This is a genomic window from Bradyrhizobium sp. NAS80.1 (assembly GCF_001908205.1).
In the GTDB taxonomy this organism is placed as follows: Bacteria; Pseudomonadota; Alphaproteobacteria; order Rhizobiales; family Xanthobacteraceae; genus Bradyrhizobium.
Genome location: NZ_LGHL01000100.1, coordinates 1 through 22,109, shown reverse-complemented (window position 1 = coordinate 22,109; position 22,109 = coordinate 1). Strand labels below are relative to the sequence as shown.

The window sequence follows — 22,109 nt, the reverse complement described above, 5'->3', positions numbered from 1 at the left end:
AGGCCGCGAGTTCAAAGGTCTGTTCGATCGGATTGGGAGAAGCATTCATCGGCGGTTCAGCCCCGCGGATAAAAAAAAGAGCGGGGCCCTGGCCCCGCTCAAAAATTGTGTCGACCCTATTATCCCCGATTCTAAGATTTGCTCTTGATTGACGGGGCGACGCTGCGTTTAGCGCGCCAGGGCTCCTCCCGAGACTTGGACCACCAGACTTCGACCTCACGGTCAGCCTGAGCAAAAGTGATGCTAGATCAACTTTTCGCGCTTGTCATCAATTTCAGCAACGATTGTTCAAATTTCGAGCAGTTGACGAAATGATCGGGCTGTTTACCCCGTAAGCGTATGACAAATATAAGAAATCTGTGGACGGGGCAGAGTTGTGCGATTGCCTCAAATGCCGGACTTCCCGTCGGCGGAGCGGCCCGACAACAGTTTTCGAGAAATTTGCGCTGGACCAAGAAGGCGGCGGAACTGACCTCGACTCGGCCCGCGGTGGAGTGTTTAGTTAGCACACGAACGAATGGCTCGGCGGATGCGCGCACGGCTGCAAAAATTCTTACCCATCGTCCTGCTCGCCCTGGTGATGCAGGTGCTGGCGCCGATTGCCGCCTGCCTGGCGGCCGGCCAGGCCGTGGCCGATCCGCTTTCTGCCGGTGTCATCTGCCACAGCACGGGCGAGCAGGGTGGTCTGAACGATCAGACCGGCACGCCAACCCATGCCGGTGCGTGCGCGCTGTGCTGTCTGGCGCAGGCCAATGCGTCGCTCGATTCGCCGCCGCAGGCCGCGCTCGCCATTCCCTTCCGCCACGCCGAGCGCGTGGTGTGGCACGCGGCGGACGTACCTGCCGTCGCCGTCCATGCGGGCTCAAATGCCCGAGCGCGCGCACCTCCACGCTTTTCCTGACGTAACGACCAACCGAACCATTGGCGCGGCGTTGCTGCGCCGATGGCGAGCTTAATGGACCGGCCGACGCGCCGGATGTCAGGAATTCAAGATGTTACGTATTCGTGCGATCGGCAGCGCGAGCTTGCCCGTGCTTTGCGGGGTGCTGTCGTCGATCGGCTCAGACGCGCACGCCCAGGCTGCCCAGGAGGCGCTTCCTCCCGTGACCGTTACGGCACCGCAGGCCACCCGTCCCAAACCGATAACTCGGCCATCAAGACCAAACCCAGCTTCGTCAGGACGCGCGGCGAGACCCGTGGCGCAGAACGCGACCGCTAGCGCGTCGGCCCAAAACGGGACGATGTCTATCGGCGAGGTGCGAGCCAGCCTCAATCAATCGCCGGCCGGTCAGACCACGACCACCATCGATCGCTGGCAGTTCGACAACCGACCGGTGTTTTCGGTCAGCGATGTCTTGCGGGACAGTCCGGGCGTTTCGGTCAAGCAGGGGAATGGTCCCCGTGATTTCGGGATCTCGATTCGCGGATCCAACGCTCGGAACGGCTTCGGCATCCGCAATCTCGTGATCTTCGAGGATGGTTTTCCCGTGACGCAGCCGGACGGCCTGTCGCGGAGCGACCTGATCGATCCCCATGCCTATGGCGCGATTGACGTCATCCGCGGCCCCTCGTCGGCGCTCTATGGCAACTATGCGACCGGCGGCGCGCTCAATTTTCGAACACGGCCGGGAGGCACGATCGACGGTGTCGAATATGGCGTAGAGGGCGGCGGTTACGGCTATCTCAACAACTACCTGGCAGCCGGCAAGAAGGTCGGGAATTTCGAGGGCTCGCTATTTGCAAGCGACGTGCGGGGCGACGGCTATATCGGCAATAGCTGGTTCAATACGCAGACCGTAAACTTCCTTGGAACGCTAAAGGCGACGCCGGACGACCGCTTCACGGTCAAGATCATCAACAACGACCTCAGCGCGCGGCTGCCGATCCGACAGTCGCTGAACCAGTTCTACATCAATCCTTTCCAGCAGGATTGTACGACCGGCGCTGCGCCAGCCGCGGGATGCCCTACAGTGTCTCTCTTCAAGAACGGATTCAACGCGAGACCTGGCGTTGCAAGCGACAAGGATACAGAGACGGCAACTCAAGCAGGTCTCGGGCGAAACGATCGGCGAACCATTGTCGGCGGTCGATGGGAACACGACTTCGATAACTCGACGACTTGGCGAAACCAGTTCGTCTTTGACGATCGGAACATCAGCCAGCCGACGGGTGCTACCAGCGCGATCGGCGACTTTCCCTCCTACAACTACATGAGCGATATCACGAAGCGTGGTGAAATCTTCGGCATGGAATCCATGACGTTCGTCGGTGCGTGGTACAACACCCTCGTTGCTTCAAGCGACACGCGCAACGTCATGCCGGGCGGAAACGCGACGCTGGGGCTGCTCCAGGCCAATACCTTCAGTGACACATCCGACTACGGGATACGGGCGAGAGAGGAGTTGAAGCTTACTCCCGATTTGACCGCGATAGCCGGAATTGGCTGGGAAACCACAATCCTGAAGGGCGTCAATACTGTATACAAATATAACACGTTCAATGTTCCAGTCGCAACGATTCCTCCGCCAACCAGGGTTGATCGCAAGATTGAGAACACTGCTCCCGAACTGGCGTTGCTATATAGGCTCAATCAGGAATGGCAGTTTCGCGGACGAGTGGCTACCGGATACGGGACGCCACAGGTGTCGAATCTGTTCGTTCTCCCGAACGGTGATTTTGGCAACAACACTCAGCTCCAGACACAAACCAACGTCGGCTACGATCTTGGCTTCGACTGGACGCCAAATCCGACGCTCAAGCTGAGCGCAACCGCGTTCTATGAATTCTTTCGCAATGAGCTGGTGTCACAGGCGACACCCGCCAACGCAGCAAACACGAACTACACGTTCAACGCCCCTCGCTCCGAGCATCGGGGCATTGAGCTTGCGGCCGACTGGAAGTTCTATCCGGGTTGGCGGTTCCTGGCGGCGTACACCTATCTCGACGAGGTCTACACCGAGTATGTCGAGAACATCACCAATGGCGCGGTGTTCAGCTTCAACCGGGCAGGCAACAAGATTCCCGGCATTTCACCCAACGAATTGACGGCCCGCGTTGGCTACGACGAGTTCGCCGGCCCGCTGGCAGGCCTCGGAGGCTTTGTTGAGGTCCAGTGGAAGGACTCCCTCTACATGGACAATGCGAATCTGCTCAAGGCGCCGGGCTATGAACTGGTCAATGTGAACGTCCACTACAAGACCGACCTGGTGTCCGATACCTTCAGATCCCTGAATCTGTATCTTGAAGTCAGAAACGTATTCGACCGCACCTACGTGGCTTCGGCAAACAACATCGCCAACACGGTCACGGGAGCCGGACTTCAAAATCCTGCGAGTGTGCTCGCAATCACGACGGGATCGATCTACGCGGCTCGCCGCGCACGTTCGTTGCGGGTATGAAGGTGGCGTTCAAATGATCCGGGCTCTCGAAGAAGGTAGGGCTATGATCCGACATGGCTCGCTCGGGATAGCCGCTCTCGTGCTCCTGCAGGGGACGGCGCTCGGACAGATGCACCGCCAGCATGCATCTGAAGCGGCTTGCGACGAGCCGACGCTGCGTTGTGCGACCAAAACCACGCCTGCATTCGGTCCGGACGGGACGCTGTGGCTCGCCTTTATGGCCGGAGGGCAGGTCTTGGTCGCGAGCTCGCGGGATGGTGGGCGTAATTTCTCGGCTCCCAGCCAGGTCACGACCAAGCGGCTGAACCTCGATTGGGGGCCGGATGCCCGGCCGAAGATCGTGGTCGATCGCAAGGGCGGCATAGCACTCGCATTCTCGATCTTCAGGGATGAGGCGTTCAACGGTCAGGTGCTCTACACGCGCTCGGCGGACGGCGGGAAGAGCTTTTCGGAGCTGAAGCCCGTCACCGCCAATAACGAGAGCCAGCGTTTTGAAGCGCTGGCGCTCGATCAGGACGGGACGATTTTTGCAGTCTGGCTGGACAAGCGTAACCGGATCCCCGCGAAGGAGGCTGGCCGGAAGTATGATGGGGCAGGGCTGTTCTTTGCTTCGTCACGCGACGGTGGCGCGACCTACGCCGAGGCCAGCCTTGCGCATGACAACACCTGCGAATGCTGCCGACTGGGGCTGACGTTTGCGGCACCCGGACGGCCTGCCGTGATCTTCAGAAGCATCTTCGACGGCGGTGTACGCGATCACGCGGTCATGACGTTCGCCGACGTCTCGACGCCAGGTGAAATTCATCGGGTCAGTACCGACGATTGGCAGATCAACGCCTGCCCGCATCACGGGCCGACCCTGACGGTCGCGCCGAACGGGACCTATCACGTCGCGTGGTACACGAACGGGAAAGCGCGGAAAGGATTGTTCTACGCCCACTCGCGCGACGAAGGCCGCACGTTCTCTGCGCCCATGGCGCTGGGGCGGCCAGATCGCAATCCGACGCGTCCCTTCGTGCTTGCGGGCCCGACGGGAACGGTGATGGTCTGGAAAGAGTTCGATGGCGAGAAGACCTCGGTCCAGATGACGATCTCCCGCGACGATGGCGAGACGTGGTCGCCGCCGAAGACGATATTGGCCACGGGCGATACCTCCGACCATCCCCTGCTCGTCACCAATGGGCGAAAGATCTATCTTTCATGGATGACGAAGGCGGATGGCTATCGTCTCGCAGAAATCGAGGACCAGCCATGAAACGTCGATTGGCAGGCATTCTGGGTCTGGCCTTCCTGATCGTTTCAGCGACGGCGCTCGCAGCGCCTCCGGCTCTCAAGCCGTTCGAGCGCGGCACCTGGCAACGCGTCCTCAAAGGCCATGCGGGTCGCCCGACGCTCGTACACTTCTGGGGCGTGACCTGCGGGCCTTGCAAGGTCGAGCTGCCGCTGCTCGGGCAGTTTGCGAAGGACCACCCCGGGATCGACGTGATCACGATCAGCGCCGACCTCGTGCCGAACCTGCCAGCCGCGACGCAATCCATGCTCGACAAGGCGGGGCTATCGTCAACCGAGAACTTCATCTTCAGCGATGGCTTTGTCGAGCGCTTGCGGTTCGAGATCGATCCCGCCTGGCAGGGCGACATTCCCAGGACAATGCTCATCTCTCGGGATGGGACGATCTCGACGATCGAAGGTTCGGCCGAGATTGCGGATCTCGAAAGATGGTCGGCACAACAACTCTCCACCCACTGACACTCAATCTGCAAAACAGGAAGACAGATATGAAGACAATGTTGAAAGATGTGATGCTCGCGGCGTTCGCTCTCGCGCTCTGCGCAGCACCGGCGGTTGCCGACGACGTCAAGGCCGGCGATCTCGTCATCTCGCAGGCCTGGAGCCGGGCGACGCCGGGCGGCGCGAAGGTCGCCGGCGGCTTTCTCACCATCGAGAACAAGGGGACGACGGCGGACAAGCTGGTCAGCGTTTCCGCCGATATCGCGGGCAAGGCCGAAGTCCACGAGATGGCGATGGACAACGGCGTGATGAAGATGCGCCCGCTCGACAAGGGCCTCGTCATCGATCCCGGCAAGACGGTGAAGCTCGCCCCCCGGCGGCTATCATTTGATGCTTCAGGAGCTGAAGGATCCGTTCAAGCAGGGCGACAAGGTGCCGGTGACGCTGGAATTCGAGAAGGCTGGCAAGGTCGCCATCTCCCTTGATGTCCAGGGTGTCGGCGCGCAGGCGCCCGGCGATGGCGGACACATGATGAAGAAAATGCCGGACCATTCGGGAATGAAGATGTGATGAAACAGATCAAGTCTCCCATGACCTCGCGTCGAAACTTCAAGGGCCTTGCGCTCGCGGTAGCGGCGTTGTTGTCGGTTGCTGTGACACCGCTTGCGGCAGCGACCGACGACGATAGCTTCTTCACACACCTGCACACCGAGAAGGCGATGGCCAATGTCACGGTCTCGCCGGGTCGCGCAGGCCCGGTCGAGATCGCGATCCAGCTCGAGACGACGGACGAGACGCCGCTATCGGCCAAAGCAGTATCGGTGACGCTCGTGGATACACAGACGGGCAAGAAGCTCGCCCCGGTCGAAGCCTTGCGCGACGGCGAGGACGGTTGGCGCGTGAAGGTGGCGCAGTTGACGCCAGGACGCTGGATGCTGGGCCTCGGAATCTCGATCTCCGAGGCCGACCATGTCAGCGTGGAATCGCCGATCTTGATCAAATGACCATGCCGAAGAGGTGGTACATGTCGAAGCGATCCTGCCTGATCCTGATGGCCGTGCTCGCCGCATCGCCAGCGGCGGCGCATATCACGCTGGATACCAAGCAGGCCACGATTGGCTCGTATTACAAGGCCGTCTTCGCCGTGCCGCACGGCTGCGCGGGCTCGTCGACGGTGAAGATTCGTGTGCAGATACCAGAGGGCGTGATCGCGGCGAAACCGATGCCGAAGGCGGGCTGGAGCGTCGATGTCGTCGAGGGCAAATACGCCAGCGAATACGACTATCACGGCAACAAGCTCTCTTCCGGCGTCAAGGAGGTAGCTTGGTCCGGCGGCAAGCTGCCGGACAAGAACTATGACGAGTTCGTCATTAGCACTTTCCTCACCGACGGCCTGAAGCCGAACACGACTCTATATTTCCCCGTCGTCCAGGAATGCGAGACCGGCGTCAGCCGCTGGATCGAAATCCCGGCGGAGGGGGCAGGGCATGAGGGCAAGTCGCCGGCACCTGGCGTGAAGCTCCTGCCAAAGCCCTGATGCGCTTCCTCGCCGCGCTCGCGACGCTGCTTTTCGTTGTCGGCTTCGCGACCGGCGCTTTCGCGCATGCGGCGCTCGTCTCGGTTGAGCCGGCGAGCGGCAGCATGCTTACGAGCGCGCCGAAGGCAGTGGAGCTGCGCTTCAACGAGGCGGTGACGCCGGGCGCGATCCGGCTGATCGACGGCACGGGTAGGGCGCGGGATGACACGCGCGTCAGCGCATCGGGCGAGACCGTCTCGGTTGCGATGCCGCCGGACCTGCCGCAGGGCACGGCGGTCGTGAGTTATCGCGTGATTTCGCAGGACGGCCATCCAGTCTCGGGGGCGGTCATTTTCTCGATCGGCATGCCGACCGCGACGCAACCTCCCGCAAATGCGGACAGAGGGGTGAATGCGCTGATCTGGTTGGCGCGCGTCGGTCTCTACCTCGGCCTGTTCGTGGGCGTCGGCGGCGTGTTCTTCGCGCGCTGGGTCGCGTGGTCGATGATTGGCATGACCGTTCCTCGCGTAGCGCTCGCAATCGGACTTCCGAGCGCCATTGTCTCTCTCGGGCTGTTAGGCCTCGATCTCCTCGGCCTGCCGCCGGCGGGTCTCGTGACCATCGCCCCCTGGAAAGTGGCATTCGCGACAAGGGCCGGTCCCTCATTGCTGGTTGCCATCGCTGCGATGCTGCTTGCTCTACTGGCGCTGCGCAGCGCATGGCACGCACGCGCTCTTGCGATCATTGCCCTCGTCGGTGTCGGCCTGTCGCTTGCGATGACCGGGCACGCTGCAACGGCGCCGCCCGAACTGCTCACGCGCCCGGCGATCTTCTTCCATGGCCTCTGCGTCGCTTTTTGGATCGGCGCTCTCGCGCCGCTCGCAGCTTTGGTGTCAAAGTCGACCGCCGCAGCACTACCCGTTGTGAACCGGTTCTCCCGCATCGCCATGACGGCGGTCGGCGTTCTGGCATTGACCGGCCTGGTGCTCGCGGTCGTCCAGCTCGAAAAGCCGTCCGCGCTGACCGAGACCCGCTATGGCCTGCTGCTCTCGATCAAGCTCACGCTGGTGATCGTGCTGCTGGCGCTTGCTGCGCTCAATCGGTTCCGGCTGACGCCCGCCTTGGCGCGGGATGAGAAGGCCGCGCCGGCGCTCAGGCGCTCGATCCTGCTCGAATGCGCTACCGCGCTGAGCATCTTTGCCGTGATGGCGGGCTGGCGCTTCACGCCGCCGCCGCGGATCATCGTTCCGGAGACACCGCTGGCGATCCACATCCACACCGATAAGGCGATGTTCCAGGTGCTGGTGTCCCCCGGGAAAGCCGGCGTCGACGATTTCGTGCTCCAGCTCATGACCGGCGAGGCGACGCCGCTCGCGGCTAAGGAGGTGACGCTGACGCTCAGCCTGCCGGAGCGCGGCATCGAGCCGATGGAGCGGGGTGCCTCGCTCGGGCCGGACGGCTACTGGCACGTGCGAAAGGTCGAGTTGCCCTTCGCCGGCCGCTGGCACGTGCGGATCGATGCGCTGGTGACCGATTTCGAGAAGATCACGCTCGAGGACGAGCTCGAACTGGCGCCGCCGTAAAGCTAGCAGGAGACGGCTCAAGCTGAATCTGAAGTCGACGGAAAAATGACAGGAATTCCGTCGCGTTAGCGGCTTTTCCTCATTCCCGGTCTTGTGTTTTTGCTCCCAATCCGGTTTCACTGCAACCCGTCACTGATTCCCAGAGTATTGTCATGCGGTTGTCGCGGTTCTTTCTGCCCATCCTGAAGGAAAATCCGAAAGAGGCGGAGATCGTCTCGCATCGGCTGATGCTGCGCGCCGGCATGATCCGGCAGGAGGCGGCCGGCATCTATGCGTGGCTTCCGCTCGGCTTCCGCGTGCTGAAGAAGATCGAGCAGATCGTGCGCGAGGAGCAGGATCGCTCCGGCGCGCTGGAACTCTTGATGCCGACGCTCCAGCTCGCCGATCTCTGGCGCGAGAGCGGCCGCTACGACGCCTACGGTCCGGAGATGCTGCGCATCGCCGACCGCCACAAGCGCGAGCTCCTGTACGGGCCGACCAACGAGGAAATGATCACCGAGATCTTCCGCGCTTACGTAAAGTCGTACAAGAACCTGCCGCTCAATCTCTATCATATTCAATGGAAATTCCGCGACGAGCAGCGTCCGCGTTTCGGCGTGATGCGCGGCCGCGAGTTCCTGATGAAGGACGCCTATTCCTTCGACCTCAACGAGGCCGCAGCGCGGGTGGCCTACAACAAGATGTTCGTGGCGTATTTGCGCACCTTTGCGCGGATGGGGCTGAAGGCGATCCCGATGCGCGCTGAGACCGGCCCGATCGGCGGCGATCTCAGCCACGAGTTCATCGTGCTCGCCGAGACCGGAGAGTCCGGCGTGTTCATCAATCGCGACGTGCTCGACCTGCCGATCCCGGGCGAGGACGTCGACTATGAGAGCGATCTGACCCCGATCATCAAGCAGTGGACCTCGGTCTACGCGGCGACGGAAGACGTTCACGACGCCGCCCGGTTCGAGCAGGAAGTGCCCGCGGACAAGCGGGTGAACACCCGCGGCATCGAGGTCGGTCAGATCTTCTATTTCGGCACCAAATATTCCGAGGCCATGAAGGCCTTTGTGGCCGGCCCCGACGGCGCCGACGTTCCGATCCATGGTGGCTCCTACGGGGTCGGCGTCTCCCGACTGCTCGGCGCCATCATCGAGGCCTGCCACGACGATGCCGGCATCAAATGGCCGGAGGCGGTGGCCCCGTTCCGCGCCGTGGTGCTGAACCTCAAGCAGGGCGATGCCGCGGTCGATGCGGCCTGCGAGAAGCTCTATGCGGAGCTCTCGGCCAAGGGCGTCGATGTGCTCTATGACGACACCGACCAGCGCGCCGGCGCCAAATTCGCCGCCGCCGACCTGATCGGCATCCCCTGGCAGATCATGATCGGGCCGAAGGGGCTTGCCGACGGCAAGGTCGAGCTGAAGCGCCGCAGCGACGGCTCGCGTGAGAATCTGTCCCCCGCCGACGTGGTCACGCGCCTGGTCGGCTGAATATTGTTCATCGCCCGATATCGAGGCCGCCAATCCGGCCACAATTGACCCCGAATCATGGGATTATCGAGCGATGGATGAGGCCATGACCGAACCTGTACAAACCGCGCCTTTTGCGCCCTTCGAGTGGATGCTGTCGGCGCGCTACCTGCGGGCGCGCCGCAAGGAAGGATTCATCTCGGTCATCGCCGGGTTCTCCTTTCTCGGCATCATGCTCGGCGTGGCGACGCTGATCATCGTCATGGCCGTGATGAACGGCTTCCGCAAGGAACTGCTCGACAAGATCCTGGGCCTCAACGGCCATATTCTGGTCCAGCCGCTGGAATCGCCGCTGACCGACTGGAAGGACGTCGCTGACCGCATCAGCCAGGTCCAGGGCATCCGGCTCGCCGCGCCCGTGGTCGACGGCCAGGCGCTGGCATCCTCGCCGTGGAACGCCTCGGGCGTCCTGGTGCGCGGCATCCGCGCCGATGACCTCAACAACCTCACTTCGATCGCCAAGAACATCAAGCAGGGTTCGCTCGAGGGCTTTGACGACGGGCAGGGCGTGGCCATCGGCCGGCGCCTCGCCGACCAGCTGTCGCTGCATGCCGGCGACAGCGTGACGCTGGTGGCGCCGAAGGGCGCGGTCACGCCGATGGGCACGACGCCGCGCATCAAGCCGTACAAGATCGTCGCCGTGTTCGAGATCGGCATGTCCGAGTACGATCTCGGCTTCGTGTTCATGCCGCTTGCGGAGGCGCAGGCCTATTTCAACCGCAGCAACGACGTGACCTCGATCGAGGTGTTCACCACCAATCCCGACAAGATCGACGCGTTCCGCAAGGCAGTGACGGAGGCCGCGGGCAGGCCGGTGTTCCTGGTCGACTGGCGGCAGCGCAATTCGACCTTCTTCAATGCGCTCCAGGTCGAGCGCAACGTGATGTTCCTGATCCTGACCATGATCGTGCTGGTCGCCGCGCTCAACATCGTCTCCGGCCTGATCATGCTGGTGAAGGACAAGGGCAGCGACATCGCGATCCTGCGCACGATGGGCGCCTCGCAGGGCTCGATCATGCGGATATTCCTGATCACGGGCGCTTCGATCGGCGTGGTCGGCACGCTGGTCGGCTTCTTCGTCGGCCTCGTGATCTGCCTCAACATCGAGTCGATACGACAATTCCTGTCCTGGCTCACCAGCACCGAGCTGTTCTCGCCAGAACTCTATTTCCTGTCGAAGCTGCCCGCCGAGATCGACATCGGCGAAACCACGGCGGTCGTCATCATGGCGCTGACGCTGTCGTTCCTTGCGACGCTGTATCCGTCGTGGCGCGCCGCGCGCCTCGATCCCGTCGAAGCGCTCCGGTACGAGTGAGGGGCTGATGGAGCAGCAGCAGGGGGCTGACGACGTACCGGTCATTTATCTCCACGAGATAAAGCGGCAGTACTTGCAGGGCGAGGTGCCGCTGACGATCCTCGACAATGCCAAGCTCGCGCTGTGGGCAGGACAGTCGGTCGCGCTGGTGGCGCCGTCCGGCTCCGGTAAGTCGACGCTGCTGCACATCGCAGGCCTGTTGGAAGCGCCAGACTCCGGTGAGGTCTATGTCAATGGCGCGCCGACCTCGCAACTGCCTGACATCGAGCGCACCCAGCTCCGCCGCACCGATATCGGCTTCGTCTACCAGTCGCACCGGCTGCTGCCGGAGTTCTCGGCGCTGGAGAACGTCATGCTGCCGCAGATGATCCGCGGCCTGAAGAAGTCGGAGAGCGTCAAGCGCGCCAAGGACATCCTGGGCTATCTCGGGCTCGGCGACCGCATCACCCATCGCCCGGCGGAGCTGTCGGGCGGCGAGCAGCAGCGCGTCGCGATCGCGCGCGCGGTTGCGAATGCGCCGCGCGTGCTGTTTGCGGACGAGCCGACCGGCAACCTCGACCCGCACACGGCGGATCACGTCTTTCAGGCCCTGATGCAGCTCGTCAAGGCGACCAAGGTTTCGATGCTGATCGCGACGCACAACATGGAGCTCGCCGGCCGCATGGACCGGCGCGTGTCGCTCTCGAACGGCCAGGTCGTCGAGCTCGAATAGAAACGCGAAAACAGCCCCATGCACAGTAGCCGGCCGGTGCCGGCTACGATCGGGGTGATGCTCGTCAGCCATTTTACGTGTCGCGCAAACCTGCTGCGACGGCGCATCGTCGCAGCGGGCAGGCCATTTACGGCCTGATCACCGTCAATCTGAACGGCCCGCCATTGGCCGCGGCGTGAGCCACCGCCTCGTTGGCGTGGTCGAGATCGAACGCCGTCACCTCGTACTCGTCGAGCCGCAACAGCCCCGCGCGCACCAGTGCGATCAGGCGGCTCGCCGCGTCCGGCGGGTACATCCAGACGCCGTGGATCGTGATGCAGTTGCGCATGATCCAGGGGTAGGGCAGCTCGAGGCCGGCCCCACCCGCAATGCCGACGCCCCCCCATCAGGACGACGCGCCCATAGGGGCGCACCGCCATGATCGCCGCGCGCACCACGGTCGTGCTGACCGAGGGCGGCATGATGTCGAACACGCAGTCGATCGGTCCTTCTGCCGCGCGCTTCATGCTCTCGCGGTCGTCGTTCTCGTTGCCGGTGAGCTTGACCGGTTTCACGCGTTCGCCGAAACGGCGGACGAGGTCGGCGAGAATACGATCGTTGCGGCCGGGCGCGACCACGCAGGCGGCGCCCATCGCGAGCGCGACGGAGACGGCCGCACTGCCGAAATTGCCGGTGGCGCCGCTCACCAGCACGGTCTCGCCGGGCTGGAGTTTCGCCGCGAGGAAGCCGCCATAGGGCACGAGCAGCGTCCCCAGCGCGCACCAACGGCTGGCCTCCTCAGCCGTGATCGCGCCGAGACGTGTGACGTTCTCGGTCGGGACCCGCATCTGCTCGGCAAAGGAGCCGTGGCGAAAGTGCTTCTGCAGGAGCATTCCGCCGGCGCCGGCGGCAGTGAGTCCTTGCAGGGCGATATCAGGCGCAACGGCGTCGTCGCGCGACCGCACCGTCGGGTCGCAGAATACCCAGTCGCCAATCGCGAGCTTGGTTGCGTCCGGGCCGATCGCGCGCACCCGGCCGATGCCACCTGGGCCCGGGATCACCGGTAGGTCGAGCGCGTAGTTGCGCTCGCCGCTGAAGACCTCGTTCATGTAGGACAGCACCCGGGTGGCGACGACGTCGACGATGACCTCGCCGGTGCCGAGCACCGGCTCCGGCGTATTCTCGATCGCGAGTTGCGATCCAAAGGATTTGAGTACGGCAGCTTTCATGACATCACCTCTCAACTGGGGTGAACGGCATTTACGCCCGGCTTGAACGCGTAAGAAGGCCTGGTATTATCCTAGTATTCTCTAGTCCCTCCATGCGGAGCGAGCCATGACCGATCCACGCCGCGTCGAATTCGGCGATTTCCTGAGGTCCCGCCGGGAGAAGCTGTCGCCGAAGACCGTCGGGCTTCCGGCCGGTCAACGGCGGCGCACTGCGGGCCTGCGCCGCGAAGAGGTCGCACAGCTCGCCGGTATCGGCGTCGACTGGTACATCCGCCTCGAGCAGGGCCGCACCGTCAGCCCGTCGGTGACCACGGTCGATGCGCTGGCGCGTGCGCTGCGCCTCTCCAAGACCGAGCATGCGCATCTGAAGGCGCTGGCGCGCGACGGCGACAGGCGCGCCTTCACGCGCGAAATCGTGCCGCCGCCGATCCTGCGGCTGATCGAGAGTTTGAACCAGCCGGCCTACATCACCGGGCGGCGCTGGGACGTGCTGGCCTGGAACGCCGCCGCCGAGGAGGTTTTTGCGTTCGGGCGATTGCCGGAGGAGGACCGCAACACGATGCTCCTGATGATGACGAACAAGCAGACGCGAAAGGCTTACGGCGCGGGCTGGGCGGAGGTGGCCAAGCGCATGGTGGCGATGTTTCGCACCACCCACGATGTCTGGGCTGGCGATCCCGCGTTCAACGAATTACTGACGCGGTTGCGGCAGGGCAGTCCGGAATTCGTCAAATGGTGGGAAGCCCACGAGATCCGCACCACCGCCTCGGGCCTGAAGACCATGTCGCATCCGACCCTTGGCGTGCTGCATTTCGAGCACACCAGCTTTCAGGCCAACGACGATCCCGCGTTGAAGCTTGTGATTTATACGCCGGTGTAGGGCGTGGAGGCGCGCAGAGCGCGCACGCGCTCGAAACTTCCCGCGGCTCTGAAATGGCAAAACCACTTGTGGGTCAGCGAACAAAATGGTAACAAATTGGTAGTCCCGGTAGATATACGGGGGCATTCCATGAACAGCCTGTCAAGAAGACGTTTCTTCGGCGCAGTAGCCGCCGCGGGAGCAGCTGTCAGTTCGCCCACGATCCTGATCAACAGGGCCCATGCTGGCGCTCCTAGCCTCGTGCCGCGCAAGCTGCCATTCCCGCCGAACGACAATTTTGGTTCCTACGAGCCGACGATTTCGGCGGACGGCAACACAATCTACTTCGCCCGCTTTGCACACAACGGCGACACGCGGGTGAAGGGACCGACCGATATCTTCGTCACCCACCGAACCCGACAGAGCGGCGAGTGGCCCGGAACCGCCGGGGATTGGTCGCCGGCTGAGCGCCTGCCCGGCACTGTCAACAGCGATAGCGCCGACCAGGAGCCGTGGATCACACCCGACGGCAACAGTCTGTACTTTATGAGCTTCCGCAAAGCGCCTGGCGTAGGGCCGACGGGAATCTGGGTCAGCCACAAGCAACCTAACGGTGAATGGGGCCAAGCTCAGCCCGTCTCCGGGGGCAACATCAACAACAGCGAGTACAGAACCCATTGCTTCATGCCGTTTGACCTTCCGGGCCAGCCGAGCGCCATGTGTTTCGTATCCATACGGCCCCGCGAACCGGGAGCGCCCAACACGACCGACCTCTACACCACCCGACAGGTGGACGGCGTTTGGCAGCCAGCACAGCGCTATGCGGACCGGTTGCTCGACTCGATTGCGCTCAAGTGCCGCTTCACCCTCGTAACGAGGGACGACCTCACCCTCGGCATCGTCTCCGTCCACGATTTCGGCAAGTTCCACACTTTGCTTTTCGTGCACTACGATCCGAAGAGCAAGGAGTGGAAGGGGCCGATTGTCGAGGCGCCATTCAACGACTGGAACATCGACGGCGCGTGTCCGAATTTCCAGGCCAATGGCGAAGGAATGATCTGGTCGGCTGGCTACGATCACGGACCGGACCTGATCTCAGGCGGCAAGGACGGTGCAGGCGGACTCTATGATCTGTTCTGGCTGCCCACGCGCGAGCTCATCGCGTACTACAAGGCGAGAGCAGGCGTCGGCTGAGCGGCGTGGATCACGGCGATGAGAATCCCGACATGCGCGCGAGGATTATTCCTTGTGCTTGTCGCCGGGGTGCTCGGCGTCGGTCTCGCGCTTGCACATAGTGGGCTTCAGCGGGCGGAGCCGCCGGTCGAAAGCAAACTCAAACGGCCTCCGAGCGAGGTCAAGCTCTACTTTACCGAGCGCCTGGAGCCGACCTACAGCACCGTTCGGGTCAAGGATGAACATGGCGCTCAGGTCGATCGAGAGGACTCCCACGTTGACGCTTCAAATCCCCTCCTCCTGCGGGCGACATTGCTGCCGCTTGAACACGGCGCCTACACGGTGATCTGGCGGGTGCTCTCCGTCGATGGTCATGTGACCGAAGGGCGCTTCACGTTCCGGGTCGAATGACCACGCTGTTGTTCGGCGCCCAGTGGGTGCATCTGGCTCAAAGCGTCCTCCTCACGGGCGCCTTCTTCCTGCTGCTGCTTGCCGGACGGCCTGCGACCGACTTCATGCGCCATTGGGAGCAGCGCGTTCTGTGCTGGGCGCGATGGTATGTAATCGTGGCGTTGGCTTCGGGCGCCGCTGTGTTGGCTGCAGAGGCTGGGGTGTTTGAGGGCCGCCCCGAGGCTGCGCTCGAGCCGCGGGCTATCTGGCACGCCATGCTGGAGACACGGGCGGGGTTCCTGTGGGCGGTGCGTCACGGCCTGCTGATCGTGTTGGCGGTCTTTCTCTTCCTGGACGGCGACGTTTCTGCCCGACAAGACTGGATCGCCGCGCGGGGCGAAGCCTTCTTGCTGGCCGCACTCGCTCTGGTTCTTCTCGGGAGTTCGGGCCATGTGGCCGCAAGCTCGGAAAGCCCATGGCCTCAGGGCATCGACATGGCACACCTGCTGGGCGCGGGCGTCTGGGTGGGCGGCCTGCCGCCGCTCGCGCTCCTTCTGTATGGCGCCAGCCAGAATGCAGCCGCTCCTGATCCCTACGCGGTGCGGACCATGCAGCGCTTTTCCCGCGTCGCGCTCATCACGGTGCTCGTTCTTGGCGGTTCGGGTATCACGAGCGCTTGGCTCCTGGTTGGAAGCGTCGCCGGCTTGGTTGGGACGACACATGGCTGCGTGCTTCTCGCCAAGTTTGCTGTTCTCGTTCTTGCGCTTCTCCTAGCCGCCGCAAGCCGTGCGATGCTGCCTACGTTGACGAGCCCAGCTGCGGCAAAGTCGTCCGCGGCGGCGCGCCGCATGGCATTGTTCATCGCGATCGAGGCGGGTCTGGTGCTGGTCGTGCTCGGCCTCGCCACGGCTATGACGGTGACCACGCCTGCGCTTCACGACGATCCTGTATGGCCCTGGCCGGTTCGAATCTCGCTCGACGCCTCGTCTGAAGTTCCGGTCTTGCATCGTTTGGCGCAATTGCCGATCGCGTCTGTACTGGCGGTTTCCGGCCTGACGATTCTAGCTGTCGCGTTTCTCGTGCGCCGGCGACCCATCCCTCTGTTGGGGACGCTTTTCGCCCTGGCTGCAACCGGCGCCGCAATCGGCCTTCAGCCATTGATGGTCCAAGCTTATCCGACCTCGTTCGTGCGCTCGCCGTTGTCGTATACGGCGGGCTCGATTGCAGAGGGGATGGCACTCTACCAGGCGCATTGCGCGTCCTGCCACGGGACGCCGACGCCTGACCGCGCGACGCCGAGGGGCTGGGGAAGCGCCGTCGATCTGCTCGCTTCCGAAACGGCGCGGCGATCCGCGGGCGACCTTTTCTGGCTGATTACGCATGGACAACCCAACCGCGGGATGCCGGAATTTGGGAGCCAGCTTCAAGAAGCGCAGCGCTGGCACCTGATCAATTTTCTCCGCGCGCTCACCATCAGCGGCTTCTACTCATCCGGGACTTCGCGGATCGGAGCCGTAGTGCAACCGAACAACGCTTGGTTGGCGGCGCCCGACGTGACCATCTCCGTCGGGCCTCTAACGCCAATAACCCTTCGCGAGTTGAGAGGCAGGCGGATGGTTCTGCTGGTGCTCTACGAACTGCCTGGCTCGCGCGCGCGGATGACCGAACTCGCGAGACAATATGGAACTCTTTCGGTTCTGGGCGCGGAGGTCGTTGCGGTGCCGCCTCAGAGTTCGCCCGAAGCGATCGCCGAGCTCGGCGAGAAGCCGCCGGTGCTGTTCCCGGTTGTGACCGACGGAAATGAGGAGATCGCCGCCGCGTACCGCTTGTTCGCGCCCGGCGCCGCGCATGCGGAATTCCTGATCGACCGGCAGGGATATATCCGGGCAATTTGGCGGAGCGACCAAACGGGCTTGCCGGATGCCGACGCAGTTCAAGCCCAGGTGGAGAGGCTCAATGAGGAGAAGTCCCCACCGGCGCTCCCCGATGACCATGTGCACTGATGACATCGGAGGATCTTGGTGATTCGGATGTGGCAGGTCGCCATTCTCGTGAACTTGGCCCTGGCGGTCGGTCTCGGCTTTGGCTACGTCGCCTGGGGTCACCGTCTGGCCACGCTCGACAGCGAGGTCAAGACAGTGCAAGCGCAGGTGGAGCAGCTCACACGCGAGCGCGAGGCCTGCTTTGCAGGGGCCCGCTCGGGCGAACAGCTATGGGAGGGGCGAGGGATTGTGCGGGCCGTATACCCGAGGGTGCTCATCGTTACGCATGAGGAGATCCCCGGCCTGTTTCCTGCCAGGACCACCGGCTTTCGTTTGGCCGATTCCGCTAACGGCGGCCGAGCCCACGCGGGCGACCCTATCCGATTCTGGCTGAAAGGCACCGGGTATGACAACAACATGCTGGTGAGGATGGAGGCATGGTGAACGGCCGGCCTGACACGTTTGATATTATTATGCCCGGCGAAAGTGAGATTTCTTGCTCTTCGGCGGCGCGGCAGATGCGGTAAGCGTAAACTGCGATTTCGAGAGTGTCGTTTATGGCTGGTATGCCGCGCTCCTTTTTCGCTCCGGTTTATAACTCCAGGCGAGCCTGACGGGCGACATGCGGTTGTGACCGTTCGTTGACCGGTTCTGTTTTCACTTGGCTTTTTCGATCTTCGTGATCGTGAACTGGCCGTTGATGTGGTCGGGCACGAAGTGCACCTTGTCGCCCGGCTTGACGGCTTTGAGCATGGCGGGATCGGCAGCACGAAAGACCATCGTCATCCCCTCGTCCATGTCGAACTTCTTGAGCGGTCCGTGCTTGATGATGATCTTCCCGGCAGACTCGTCGATCTTGATCACCAGGCCTTTCACAAAATCATCAGTTTGCGCACTCGCCAATGACGGGAGGCCGAACATTAGGACGAGCGCGGCCCGGACGAGGAGGCGGTCGTTCATGACTTCCTCTTTCGCTCGAGGATCACTTCACGGTGACGGTGCCGACCATTCCGGCCTCGCGGTGGCCGGGAATGAGGCAGGAGAACTCGAATGTCCCAGTTTTCGTAAAGCGCCAGAGCATTTCGGCTTTCACACCGGGCTGGACGGTCTTGCCGTTCGGATCATCATGCTCCATGTCCGGGTATTTCTTCATCAACGCCGCATGCTTCAGATTGTCCGCGGTGTCGGCCAATATGAATTCATGCGCAAGCAGGCCCGCGTTAGTGATGACGAACTTGATTTGCTCGCCGCGCTTCACCTCAAGTGCGTTCGGGTGGTAGGACATCCTGCTGTCATTTTCCCGCATCGCGATTTCCACGACGCGAAACGGCTTCTTGGGATCGCCCGGCTCGCCCGCCGAGAAGTGTTCTTCTCCTTCATGCGCGTACAAGCGCGCGCCTGCGCCAATTGTCGGGGGCTCTTGCTCTGGCGCAAAATGCCGCGGAGCGCCAAGCTCCGGCGCGGGAGGAGGCACGACGGGAGTGATCGCCGAGATGCAAAGGATGCGGCAGCAATTGTCCGCCACGACCTTGCCGTCGTAATTCTGCTGTGTCCCATTGCTGTGATGCTCGAGCCAAGCTCCGTCCGGGTGAAAATGGCTCGATTCAGTCTGGACCGTATGCGCACGAGCAGGGCTGCCTGCCTCGCTCAGACAATGCGATACGCCGTTGTTCTCTGTGTAGGCCAGCGCGCCGGACGACGTCAGGGCGCAAAGCATGTAGAGCGCCGCGTCCGCGAGTACCGCTTTCTTCCGAAATAGTCGGGTTATCCAGAGCCGCATCGCCGCTCAAACACCGAAGGTGTTTACCAGGCTGACGCTCCGTGCGCAGTCCGGGCCGAGATCGAAACTGAGTTTAGATAGAGCCCAGAAGATTGCAACAATTTGCGAAGGCCATGATTTGCCGCGCCGTTTTAATCTCTTGGGGCGTCGTCCTCATCCTATATGACCGTTGGGCTATCCGGATGGAGACCAAACGTTCGTCGAATGCGCGATAGGCCAATTTTTCAATAGAGAAGCAATATTGCCCAAACTTCGTCAGCATCGGTTGCGCCAATCTTGATAAGCTCCAGGGCCGCCGCGGTGCACTACCGTGTTGTGTATGCGTCGTCTTCGAGAAGTCCTGCTCACCCGCGCGCCAGCGGGTTGAGCCAGGCACCCCCTCCTTGATCCTTGAGAGTGGCCCATTTCCATGCAGCTGTCGTCGTCGAGGTCACTTAGCTAACGCAGAAAGGCCCGGTAGCAATACCGAGCCTTCCTTGTACTTTGGGCGCTCAATGGGTGGCTTAGAAGTCCATGCCACCCATTCCGCCGCCCGGAGGCATGGCCGGGCCGGCGGCGGTCTTCTTCGGCAGCTCCGCGACCATGGCCTCGGTGGTGATCAGGAGAGCCGCAACCGAGGCTGCGTTCTGGATCGCGGTACGGACCACCTTGGTCGGGTCGATGATGCCCTTGGAGACCAGGTTGCCGTATTCGCCGGTCTGCGCGTCGAAGCCATAGCCGTACTGTTCCTTCTCCAGGACCTTACCGACCACGACCGAGCCATCCTCGCCCGCATTTATCGCGATCTGGCGAGCGGGAGCCGACAGCGCCTTGCGCACGATCTCGACGCCGGTCTTCTGGTCGTCGTTTTTGGTGCGGATGCCCTTGAGATGCTCGGAGGCACGGAGCAGGGCGACGCCGCCGCCCGGCAGGATGCCTTCCTCGACCGCCGCACGGGTCGCATGCATCGCGTCATCAACGCGATCCTTGCGCTCTTTCACTTCGACCTCGGTTGCACCGCCGACGCGGATCACTGCGACGCCGCCCGCGAGCTTGGCAAGACGCTCCTGCAGCTTCTCACGGTCGTAGTCGGAGGTGGTCTCCTCGATCTGCGCCTTGATCTGGGCCACGCGCGTCTCGATGTCGGCCTTCTTGCCGGCGCCGTTGACGATCGTGGTGGTCTCCTTGTCGATTATTACCCTCTTGGCGCGGCCGAGCATGTCGAGCGTGACGTTCTCGAGCTTGATGCCGAGGTCTTCCGAGATGCACTGGCCGCCGGTCAGGATCGCGATGTCCTGCAGCATGGCCTTGCGGCGATCGCCGAAGCCCGGAGCCTTGACGGCCGCGACCTTGAGGCCGCCACGGAGACGGTTCACCACCAGCGTCGCGAGCGCTTCACCTTCGACGTCTTCCGCGACGATGACGAGCGGCTTGCCGCTCTGCACCACGGCCTCGAGCAGCGGAAGCAGCTCGTTCAGCGAGGAGAGCTTCTTCTCGTTAATGAGGATGTAGGCGTCTTCCATCTCAGCGCGCATCTTGTCCGCGTTGGTGACGAAGTAGGGCGAGATGTAGCCGCGGTCGAACTGCATTCCCTCGACGACGTCGAGCTCGGTCTGTAGCGATTTTGCTTCTTCGACCGTAATTACGCCCTCGTTGCCGACCTTCTTCATGGCGTCCGCAAGGAACTTGCCGATCTCGGCGTCGCCATTGGCCGAAATCGTGCCGACCTGGGCGATCTCCTCATTGGAGGTGACCTTCTTGGAGTTCTTCTCGATGTCGGCAACCACAGCTTCGACGGCGAGGTCGATACCGCGCTTGAGGTCCATCGGGTTCATGCCGGCGGCAACCGACTTGGCGCCCTCGCGGACGATCGCGGCCGCAAGCACGGTCGCGGTGGTGGTGCCGTCGCCGGCCGCGTCAGCGGACTTGGAGGCGACTTCGCGCACCATCTGCGCGCCCATGTTCTCGAACTTGTCCTCGAGCTCGATCTCCTTGGCCACGGCGACGCCGTCCTTGGTGATGCGGGGAGCGCCGAACGATTTGTCGAGCACGACGTTGCGCCCCTTGGGCCCGAGCGTCACCCTGACGGCATTGGCGAGAATGTCGACGCCGCGCAGCATCCGGTCGCGGGCGTCGACGCCGAATTTGAGTTCTTTGGCTGACATGTCTGCTTCCCCTTGGTTGATCTCTGCTCCTCGTCCGGAGGCGCGTGCTCCTCCTGAAGCCGGCGTCTCGAAGAAGAAGTTGAGTTGGGTCTTGACCTCATCCTTAGATGCCGGCTGCGCCGGCCCTTCAGGGTGAGGAAGCGTGCGTGCGGCTCAAGCGGCTTTCTTCTTGGTGGAGGTGTCAGTGAGAACGCCCATGATGTCGCTCTCCTTCATGATCAACAGCTCTTGGCCGTCGATTTTGACCTCGGTGCCCGACCACTTACCGAACAGCACGCGGTCGCCGATCTGGACGTCGATCGGGATCAGCTTGCCGCTCTCATCGCGGCCGCCAGGGCCGATGGCGACGATTTCGCCCTGAGAGGGCTTTTCCTTGGCCGTGTCAGGAATGATGATGCCGCCAGTGGTCTTCTCCTCAGCTTCGATGCGTTTGACCACGACGCGGTCGTGAAGCGGACGGAATTTCATGCAAGTCCTCCCGACCTGTGTGAATATTCTGGTGCGCACATCCGCCGATGTTCGATTGGGGTTGAAGCCGGCGGGCGCGCGAATATCTGAAAGGAACCTTCGCGGCTTGACTAGTGCACCTTATGCCAATCAGGAGGAGATCCGTCGCTTCGGTCACAGTCGATCCAGCGAGCGAACCTTATCGCTGCCAGGAGACACCGAGGCCGGAGGGGGGCCTTTGAGAGGGCCGCCGAGGGGCTAGTGTCCTGAACCAGAAGTTCGCAGCATTGGGTCGTGTTTTGCGGGGGCATTGTAACGACAGAAGCGCTCGATGGAAGCAAGGATGTCGTCGGCGGATTT

The 22,109-nt window shown here is 62.6% G+C and carries 20 protein-coding genes and 2 pseudogenes; 17 read left to right on the top strand and 5 right to left on the bottom strand.

Translation table 11 applies throughout. The features are described 5' to 3' along the window. Window positions 1-529 precede the first annotated feature (529 nt). The 12 genes and pseudogenes from AC629_RS22540 (at window position 530) to AC629_RS22490 (ending at window position 11,766) form a co-directional block, all read left to right on the top strand. Window positions 530-901 carry a DUF2946 domain-containing protein gene (locus tag AC629_RS22540; protein WP_210419093.1) on the top strand — a complete coding sequence of 124 codons (372 nt, stop codon included), beginning with the start codon at window positions 530-532 and terminating at the stop codon, window positions 899-901. A gap of 91 nt (window positions 902-992) precedes the next feature. Continuing rightward, window positions 993-3,415 (top strand): annotated as a pseudogene (locus tag AC629_RS22535) (TonB-dependent receptor family protein). 26 nt (window positions 3,416-3,441) lie between these two features. After that, complete coding sequence (locus tag AC629_RS22530) at window positions 3,442-4,653, top strand: sialidase family protein (RefSeq protein ID WP_084807167.1); 1,212 nt, start codon at window positions 3,442-3,444, stop codon at window positions 4,651-4,653. Next, a complete protein-coding gene (locus tag AC629_RS22525) occupies window positions 4,650-5,147 on the top strand; it encodes a TlpA family protein disulfide reductase (protein ID WP_084807166.1) in 498 nt (165 codons plus the stop codon). Before AC629_RS22530 ends, AC629_RS22525 begins: the two co-directional genes overlap by 4 nt. Further along, window positions 5,117-5,614 (top strand): copper chaperone PCu(A)C, encoded by a 498-nt coding sequence (locus tag AC629_RS22520; RefSeq protein WP_502693054.1) that lies wholly within the window; start codon window positions 5,117-5,119, stop codon window positions 5,612-5,614. Before AC629_RS22525 ends, AC629_RS22520 begins: the two co-directional genes overlap by 31 nt. After that, complete coding sequence (locus AC629_RS50665; RefSeq protein ID WP_502693053.1) at window positions 5,562-5,699, top strand: hypothetical protein; 138 nt, start codon at window positions 5,562-5,564, stop codon at window positions 5,697-5,699. Before AC629_RS22520 ends, AC629_RS50665 begins: the two co-directional genes overlap by 53 nt. Then, a complete protein-coding gene (locus AC629_RS22515; RefSeq protein ID WP_084807165.1) occupies window positions 5,699-6,133 on the top strand; it encodes a hypothetical protein in 435 nt (144 codons plus the stop codon). The genes AC629_RS50665 and AC629_RS22515 overlap by 1 nt, the downstream gene beginning before the upstream one ends. A 20-nt stretch (window positions 6,134-6,153) precedes the next feature. After that, complete coding sequence (locus AC629_RS22510; protein WP_084807169.1) at window positions 6,154-6,666, top strand: YcnI family protein; 513 nt, start codon at window positions 6,154-6,156, stop codon at window positions 6,664-6,666. Beyond that, the gene (locus AC629_RS22505; RefSeq protein ID WP_084807164.1) at window positions 6,666-8,228 is read left to right on the top strand and encodes a copper resistance CopC/CopD family protein; all 1,563 of its coding nucleotides are present in this window, start codon (window positions 6,666-6,668) and stop codon (window positions 8,226-8,228) included. Before AC629_RS22510 ends, AC629_RS22505 begins: the two co-directional genes overlap by 1 nt. A 152-nt stretch (window positions 8,229-8,380) precedes the next feature. Next, window positions 8,381-9,700 (top strand): proline--tRNA ligase, encoded by a 1,320-nt coding sequence (proS, locus tag AC629_RS22500; RefSeq protein ID WP_084807163.1) that lies wholly within the window; start codon window positions 8,381-8,383, stop codon window positions 9,698-9,700. A gap of 73 nt (window positions 9,701-9,773) precedes the next feature. Further along, window positions 9,774-11,054, top strand: coding sequence for a lipoprotein-releasing ABC transporter permease subunit (locus tag AC629_RS22495; RefSeq protein ID WP_084807162.1), 1,281 nt, complete (start codon window positions 9,774-9,776; stop codon window positions 11,052-11,054). A gap of 7 nt (window positions 11,055-11,061) precedes the next feature. Further along, on the top strand, window positions 11,062-11,766 hold the full coding sequence (locus AC629_RS22490; protein WP_084807161.1) for an ABC transporter ATP-binding protein: 705 nt from the start codon (window positions 11,062-11,064) through the stop codon (window positions 11,764-11,766). A gap of 127 nt (window positions 11,767-11,893) precedes the next feature. Here the strand turns inward: AC629_RS22490 and AC629_RS50225 are convergent. After that, window positions 11,894-12,974: pseudogene (locus AC629_RS50225) on the bottom strand (zinc-binding dehydrogenase). A 106-nt stretch (window positions 12,975-13,080) separates the two neighbouring features. Between AC629_RS50225 and AC629_RS22480 the strand changes: the two are divergent. From AC629_RS22480 to AC629_RS22460, 5 genes are all read left to right on the top strand, one after another. Next, the gene (locus tag AC629_RS22480) at window positions 13,081-13,854 is read left to right on the top strand and encodes a helix-turn-helix transcriptional regulator (protein WP_084807160.1); all 774 of its coding nucleotides are present in this window, start codon (window positions 13,081-13,083) and stop codon (window positions 13,852-13,854) included. Between the two features lie 129 nt (window positions 13,855-13,983). Continuing rightward, window positions 13,984-15,027 (top strand): TolB-like translocation protein, encoded by a 1,044-nt coding sequence (locus tag AC629_RS22475; protein WP_084807159.1) that lies wholly within the window; start codon window positions 13,984-13,986, stop codon window positions 15,025-15,027. 54 nt (window positions 15,028-15,081) lie between these two features. Beyond that, on the top strand, window positions 15,082-15,417 hold the full coding sequence (locus tag AC629_RS22470) for a copper resistance CopC family protein (RefSeq protein ID WP_167561218.1): 336 nt from the start codon (window positions 15,082-15,084) through the stop codon (window positions 15,415-15,417). Next, complete coding sequence (locus AC629_RS22465) at window positions 15,414-17,399, top strand: CopD family protein (RefSeq protein WP_084807158.1); 1,986 nt, start codon at window positions 15,414-15,416, stop codon at window positions 17,397-17,399. The genes AC629_RS22470 and AC629_RS22465 overlap by 4 nt, the downstream gene beginning before the upstream one ends. A 27-nt stretch (window positions 17,400-17,426) precedes the next feature. Next, entirely contained in the window at window positions 17,427-17,822 is a 396-nt protein-coding gene (locus AC629_RS22460; RefSeq protein WP_084807157.1) for a hypothetical protein, read from the top strand. A 213-nt stretch (window positions 17,823-18,035) separates the two neighbouring features. On the opposite strand, the gene AC629_RS22455 is transcribed toward AC629_RS22460, so the two are convergent. The 4 genes from AC629_RS22455 to AC629_RS22435 form a co-directional block, all read right to left on the bottom strand. Then, window positions 18,036-18,338: a copper-binding protein gene (locus AC629_RS22455; RefSeq protein ID WP_084807156.1), complete on the bottom strand. Its 303-nt coding sequence runs from the start codon at window positions 18,336-18,338 to the stop codon at window positions 18,036-18,038. Between the two features lie 22 nt (window positions 18,339-18,360). Then, on the bottom strand, window positions 18,361-19,158 hold the full coding sequence (locus tag AC629_RS50220) for a cupredoxin domain-containing protein (RefSeq protein WP_349531186.1): 798 nt from the start codon (window positions 19,156-19,158) through the stop codon (window positions 18,361-18,363). 503 nt (window positions 19,159-19,661) lie between these two features. Beyond that, entirely contained in the window at window positions 19,662-21,302 is a 1,641-nt protein-coding gene (gene groL, locus AC629_RS22440; protein ID WP_084807154.1) for a chaperonin GroEL, read from the bottom strand. A gap of 153 nt (window positions 21,303-21,455) precedes the next feature. Next, entirely contained in the window at window positions 21,456-21,770 is a 315-nt protein-coding gene (locus AC629_RS22435) for a co-chaperone GroES (protein WP_084807153.1), read from the bottom strand. Window positions 21,771-22,109 lie beyond the last annotated feature (339 nt).

What these genes read in the sequence shown, in the direction of transcription:
- AC629_RS22540 (WP_210419093.1), top strand. Translation starts at nt 530, where the DNA reads ATGCGCGCACGGCTGCAAAAATTCTTACCCATCGTCCTGCTCGCCCTG.
- AC629_RS22530 (WP_084807167.1), top strand. Translation starts at nt 3,442, where the DNA reads ATGATCCGACATGGCTCGCTCGGGATAGCCGCTCTCGTGCTCCTGCAG.
- AC629_RS22525 (WP_084807166.1), top strand. Translation starts at nt 4,650, where the DNA reads ATGAAACGTCGATTGGCAGGCATTCTGGGTCTGGCCTTCCTGATCGTT.
- AC629_RS22520 (WP_502693054.1), top strand. Translation starts at nt 5,117, where the DNA reads ATGGTCGGCACAACAACTCTCCACCCACTGACACTCAATCTGCAAAAC.
- AC629_RS22515 (WP_084807165.1), top strand. Translation starts at nt 5,699, where the DNA reads ATGAAACAGATCAAGTCTCCCATGACCTCGCGTCGAAACTTCAAGGGC.
- AC629_RS22510 (WP_084807169.1), top strand. Translation starts at nt 6,154, where the DNA reads ATGTCGAAGCGATCCTGCCTGATCCTGATGGCCGTGCTCGCCGCATCG.
- AC629_RS22505 (WP_084807164.1), top strand. Translation starts at nt 6,666, where the DNA reads ATGCGCTTCCTCGCCGCGCTCGCGACGCTGCTTTTCGTTGTCGGCTTC.
- proS (WP_084807163.1), top strand. Translation starts at nt 8,381, where the DNA reads ATGCGGTTGTCGCGGTTCTTTCTGCCCATCCTGAAGGAAAATCCGAAA.
- AC629_RS22495 (WP_084807162.1), top strand. Translation starts at nt 9,774, where the DNA reads ATGGATGAGGCCATGACCGAACCTGTACAAACCGCGCCTTTTGCGCCC.
- AC629_RS22490 (WP_084807161.1), top strand. Translation starts at nt 11,062, where the DNA reads ATGGAGCAGCAGCAGGGGGCTGACGACGTACCGGTCATTTATCTCCAC.
- AC629_RS22480 (WP_084807160.1), top strand. Translation starts at nt 13,081, where the DNA reads ATGACCGATCCACGCCGCGTCGAATTCGGCGATTTCCTGAGGTCCCGC.
- AC629_RS22475 (WP_084807159.1), top strand. Translation starts at nt 13,984, where the DNA reads ATGAACAGCCTGTCAAGAAGACGTTTCTTCGGCGCAGTAGCCGCCGCG.
- AC629_RS22465 (WP_084807158.1), top strand. Translation starts at nt 15,414, where the DNA reads ATGACCACGCTGTTGTTCGGCGCCCAGTGGGTGCATCTGGCTCAAAGC.
- AC629_RS22460 (WP_084807157.1), top strand. Translation starts at nt 17,427, where the DNA reads ATGTGGCAGGTCGCCATTCTCGTGAACTTGGCCCTGGCGGTCGGTCTC.
- AC629_RS22455 (WP_084807156.1), bottom strand. Translation starts at nt 18,338, where the DNA reads ATGAACGACCGCCTCCTCGTCCGGGCCGCGCTCGTCCTAATGTTCGGC.
- AC629_RS50220 (WP_349531186.1), bottom strand. Translation starts at nt 19,158, where the DNA reads ATGCGGCTCTGGATAACCCGACTATTTCGGAAGAAAGCGGTACTCGCG.
- groL (WP_084807154.1), bottom strand. Translation starts at nt 21,302, where the DNA reads ATGTCAGCCAAAGAACTCAAATTCGGCGTCGACGCCCGCGACCGGATG.
- AC629_RS22435 (WP_084807153.1), bottom strand. Translation starts at nt 21,770, where the DNA reads ATGAAATTCCGTCCGCTTCACGACCGCGTCGTGGTCAAACGCATCGAA.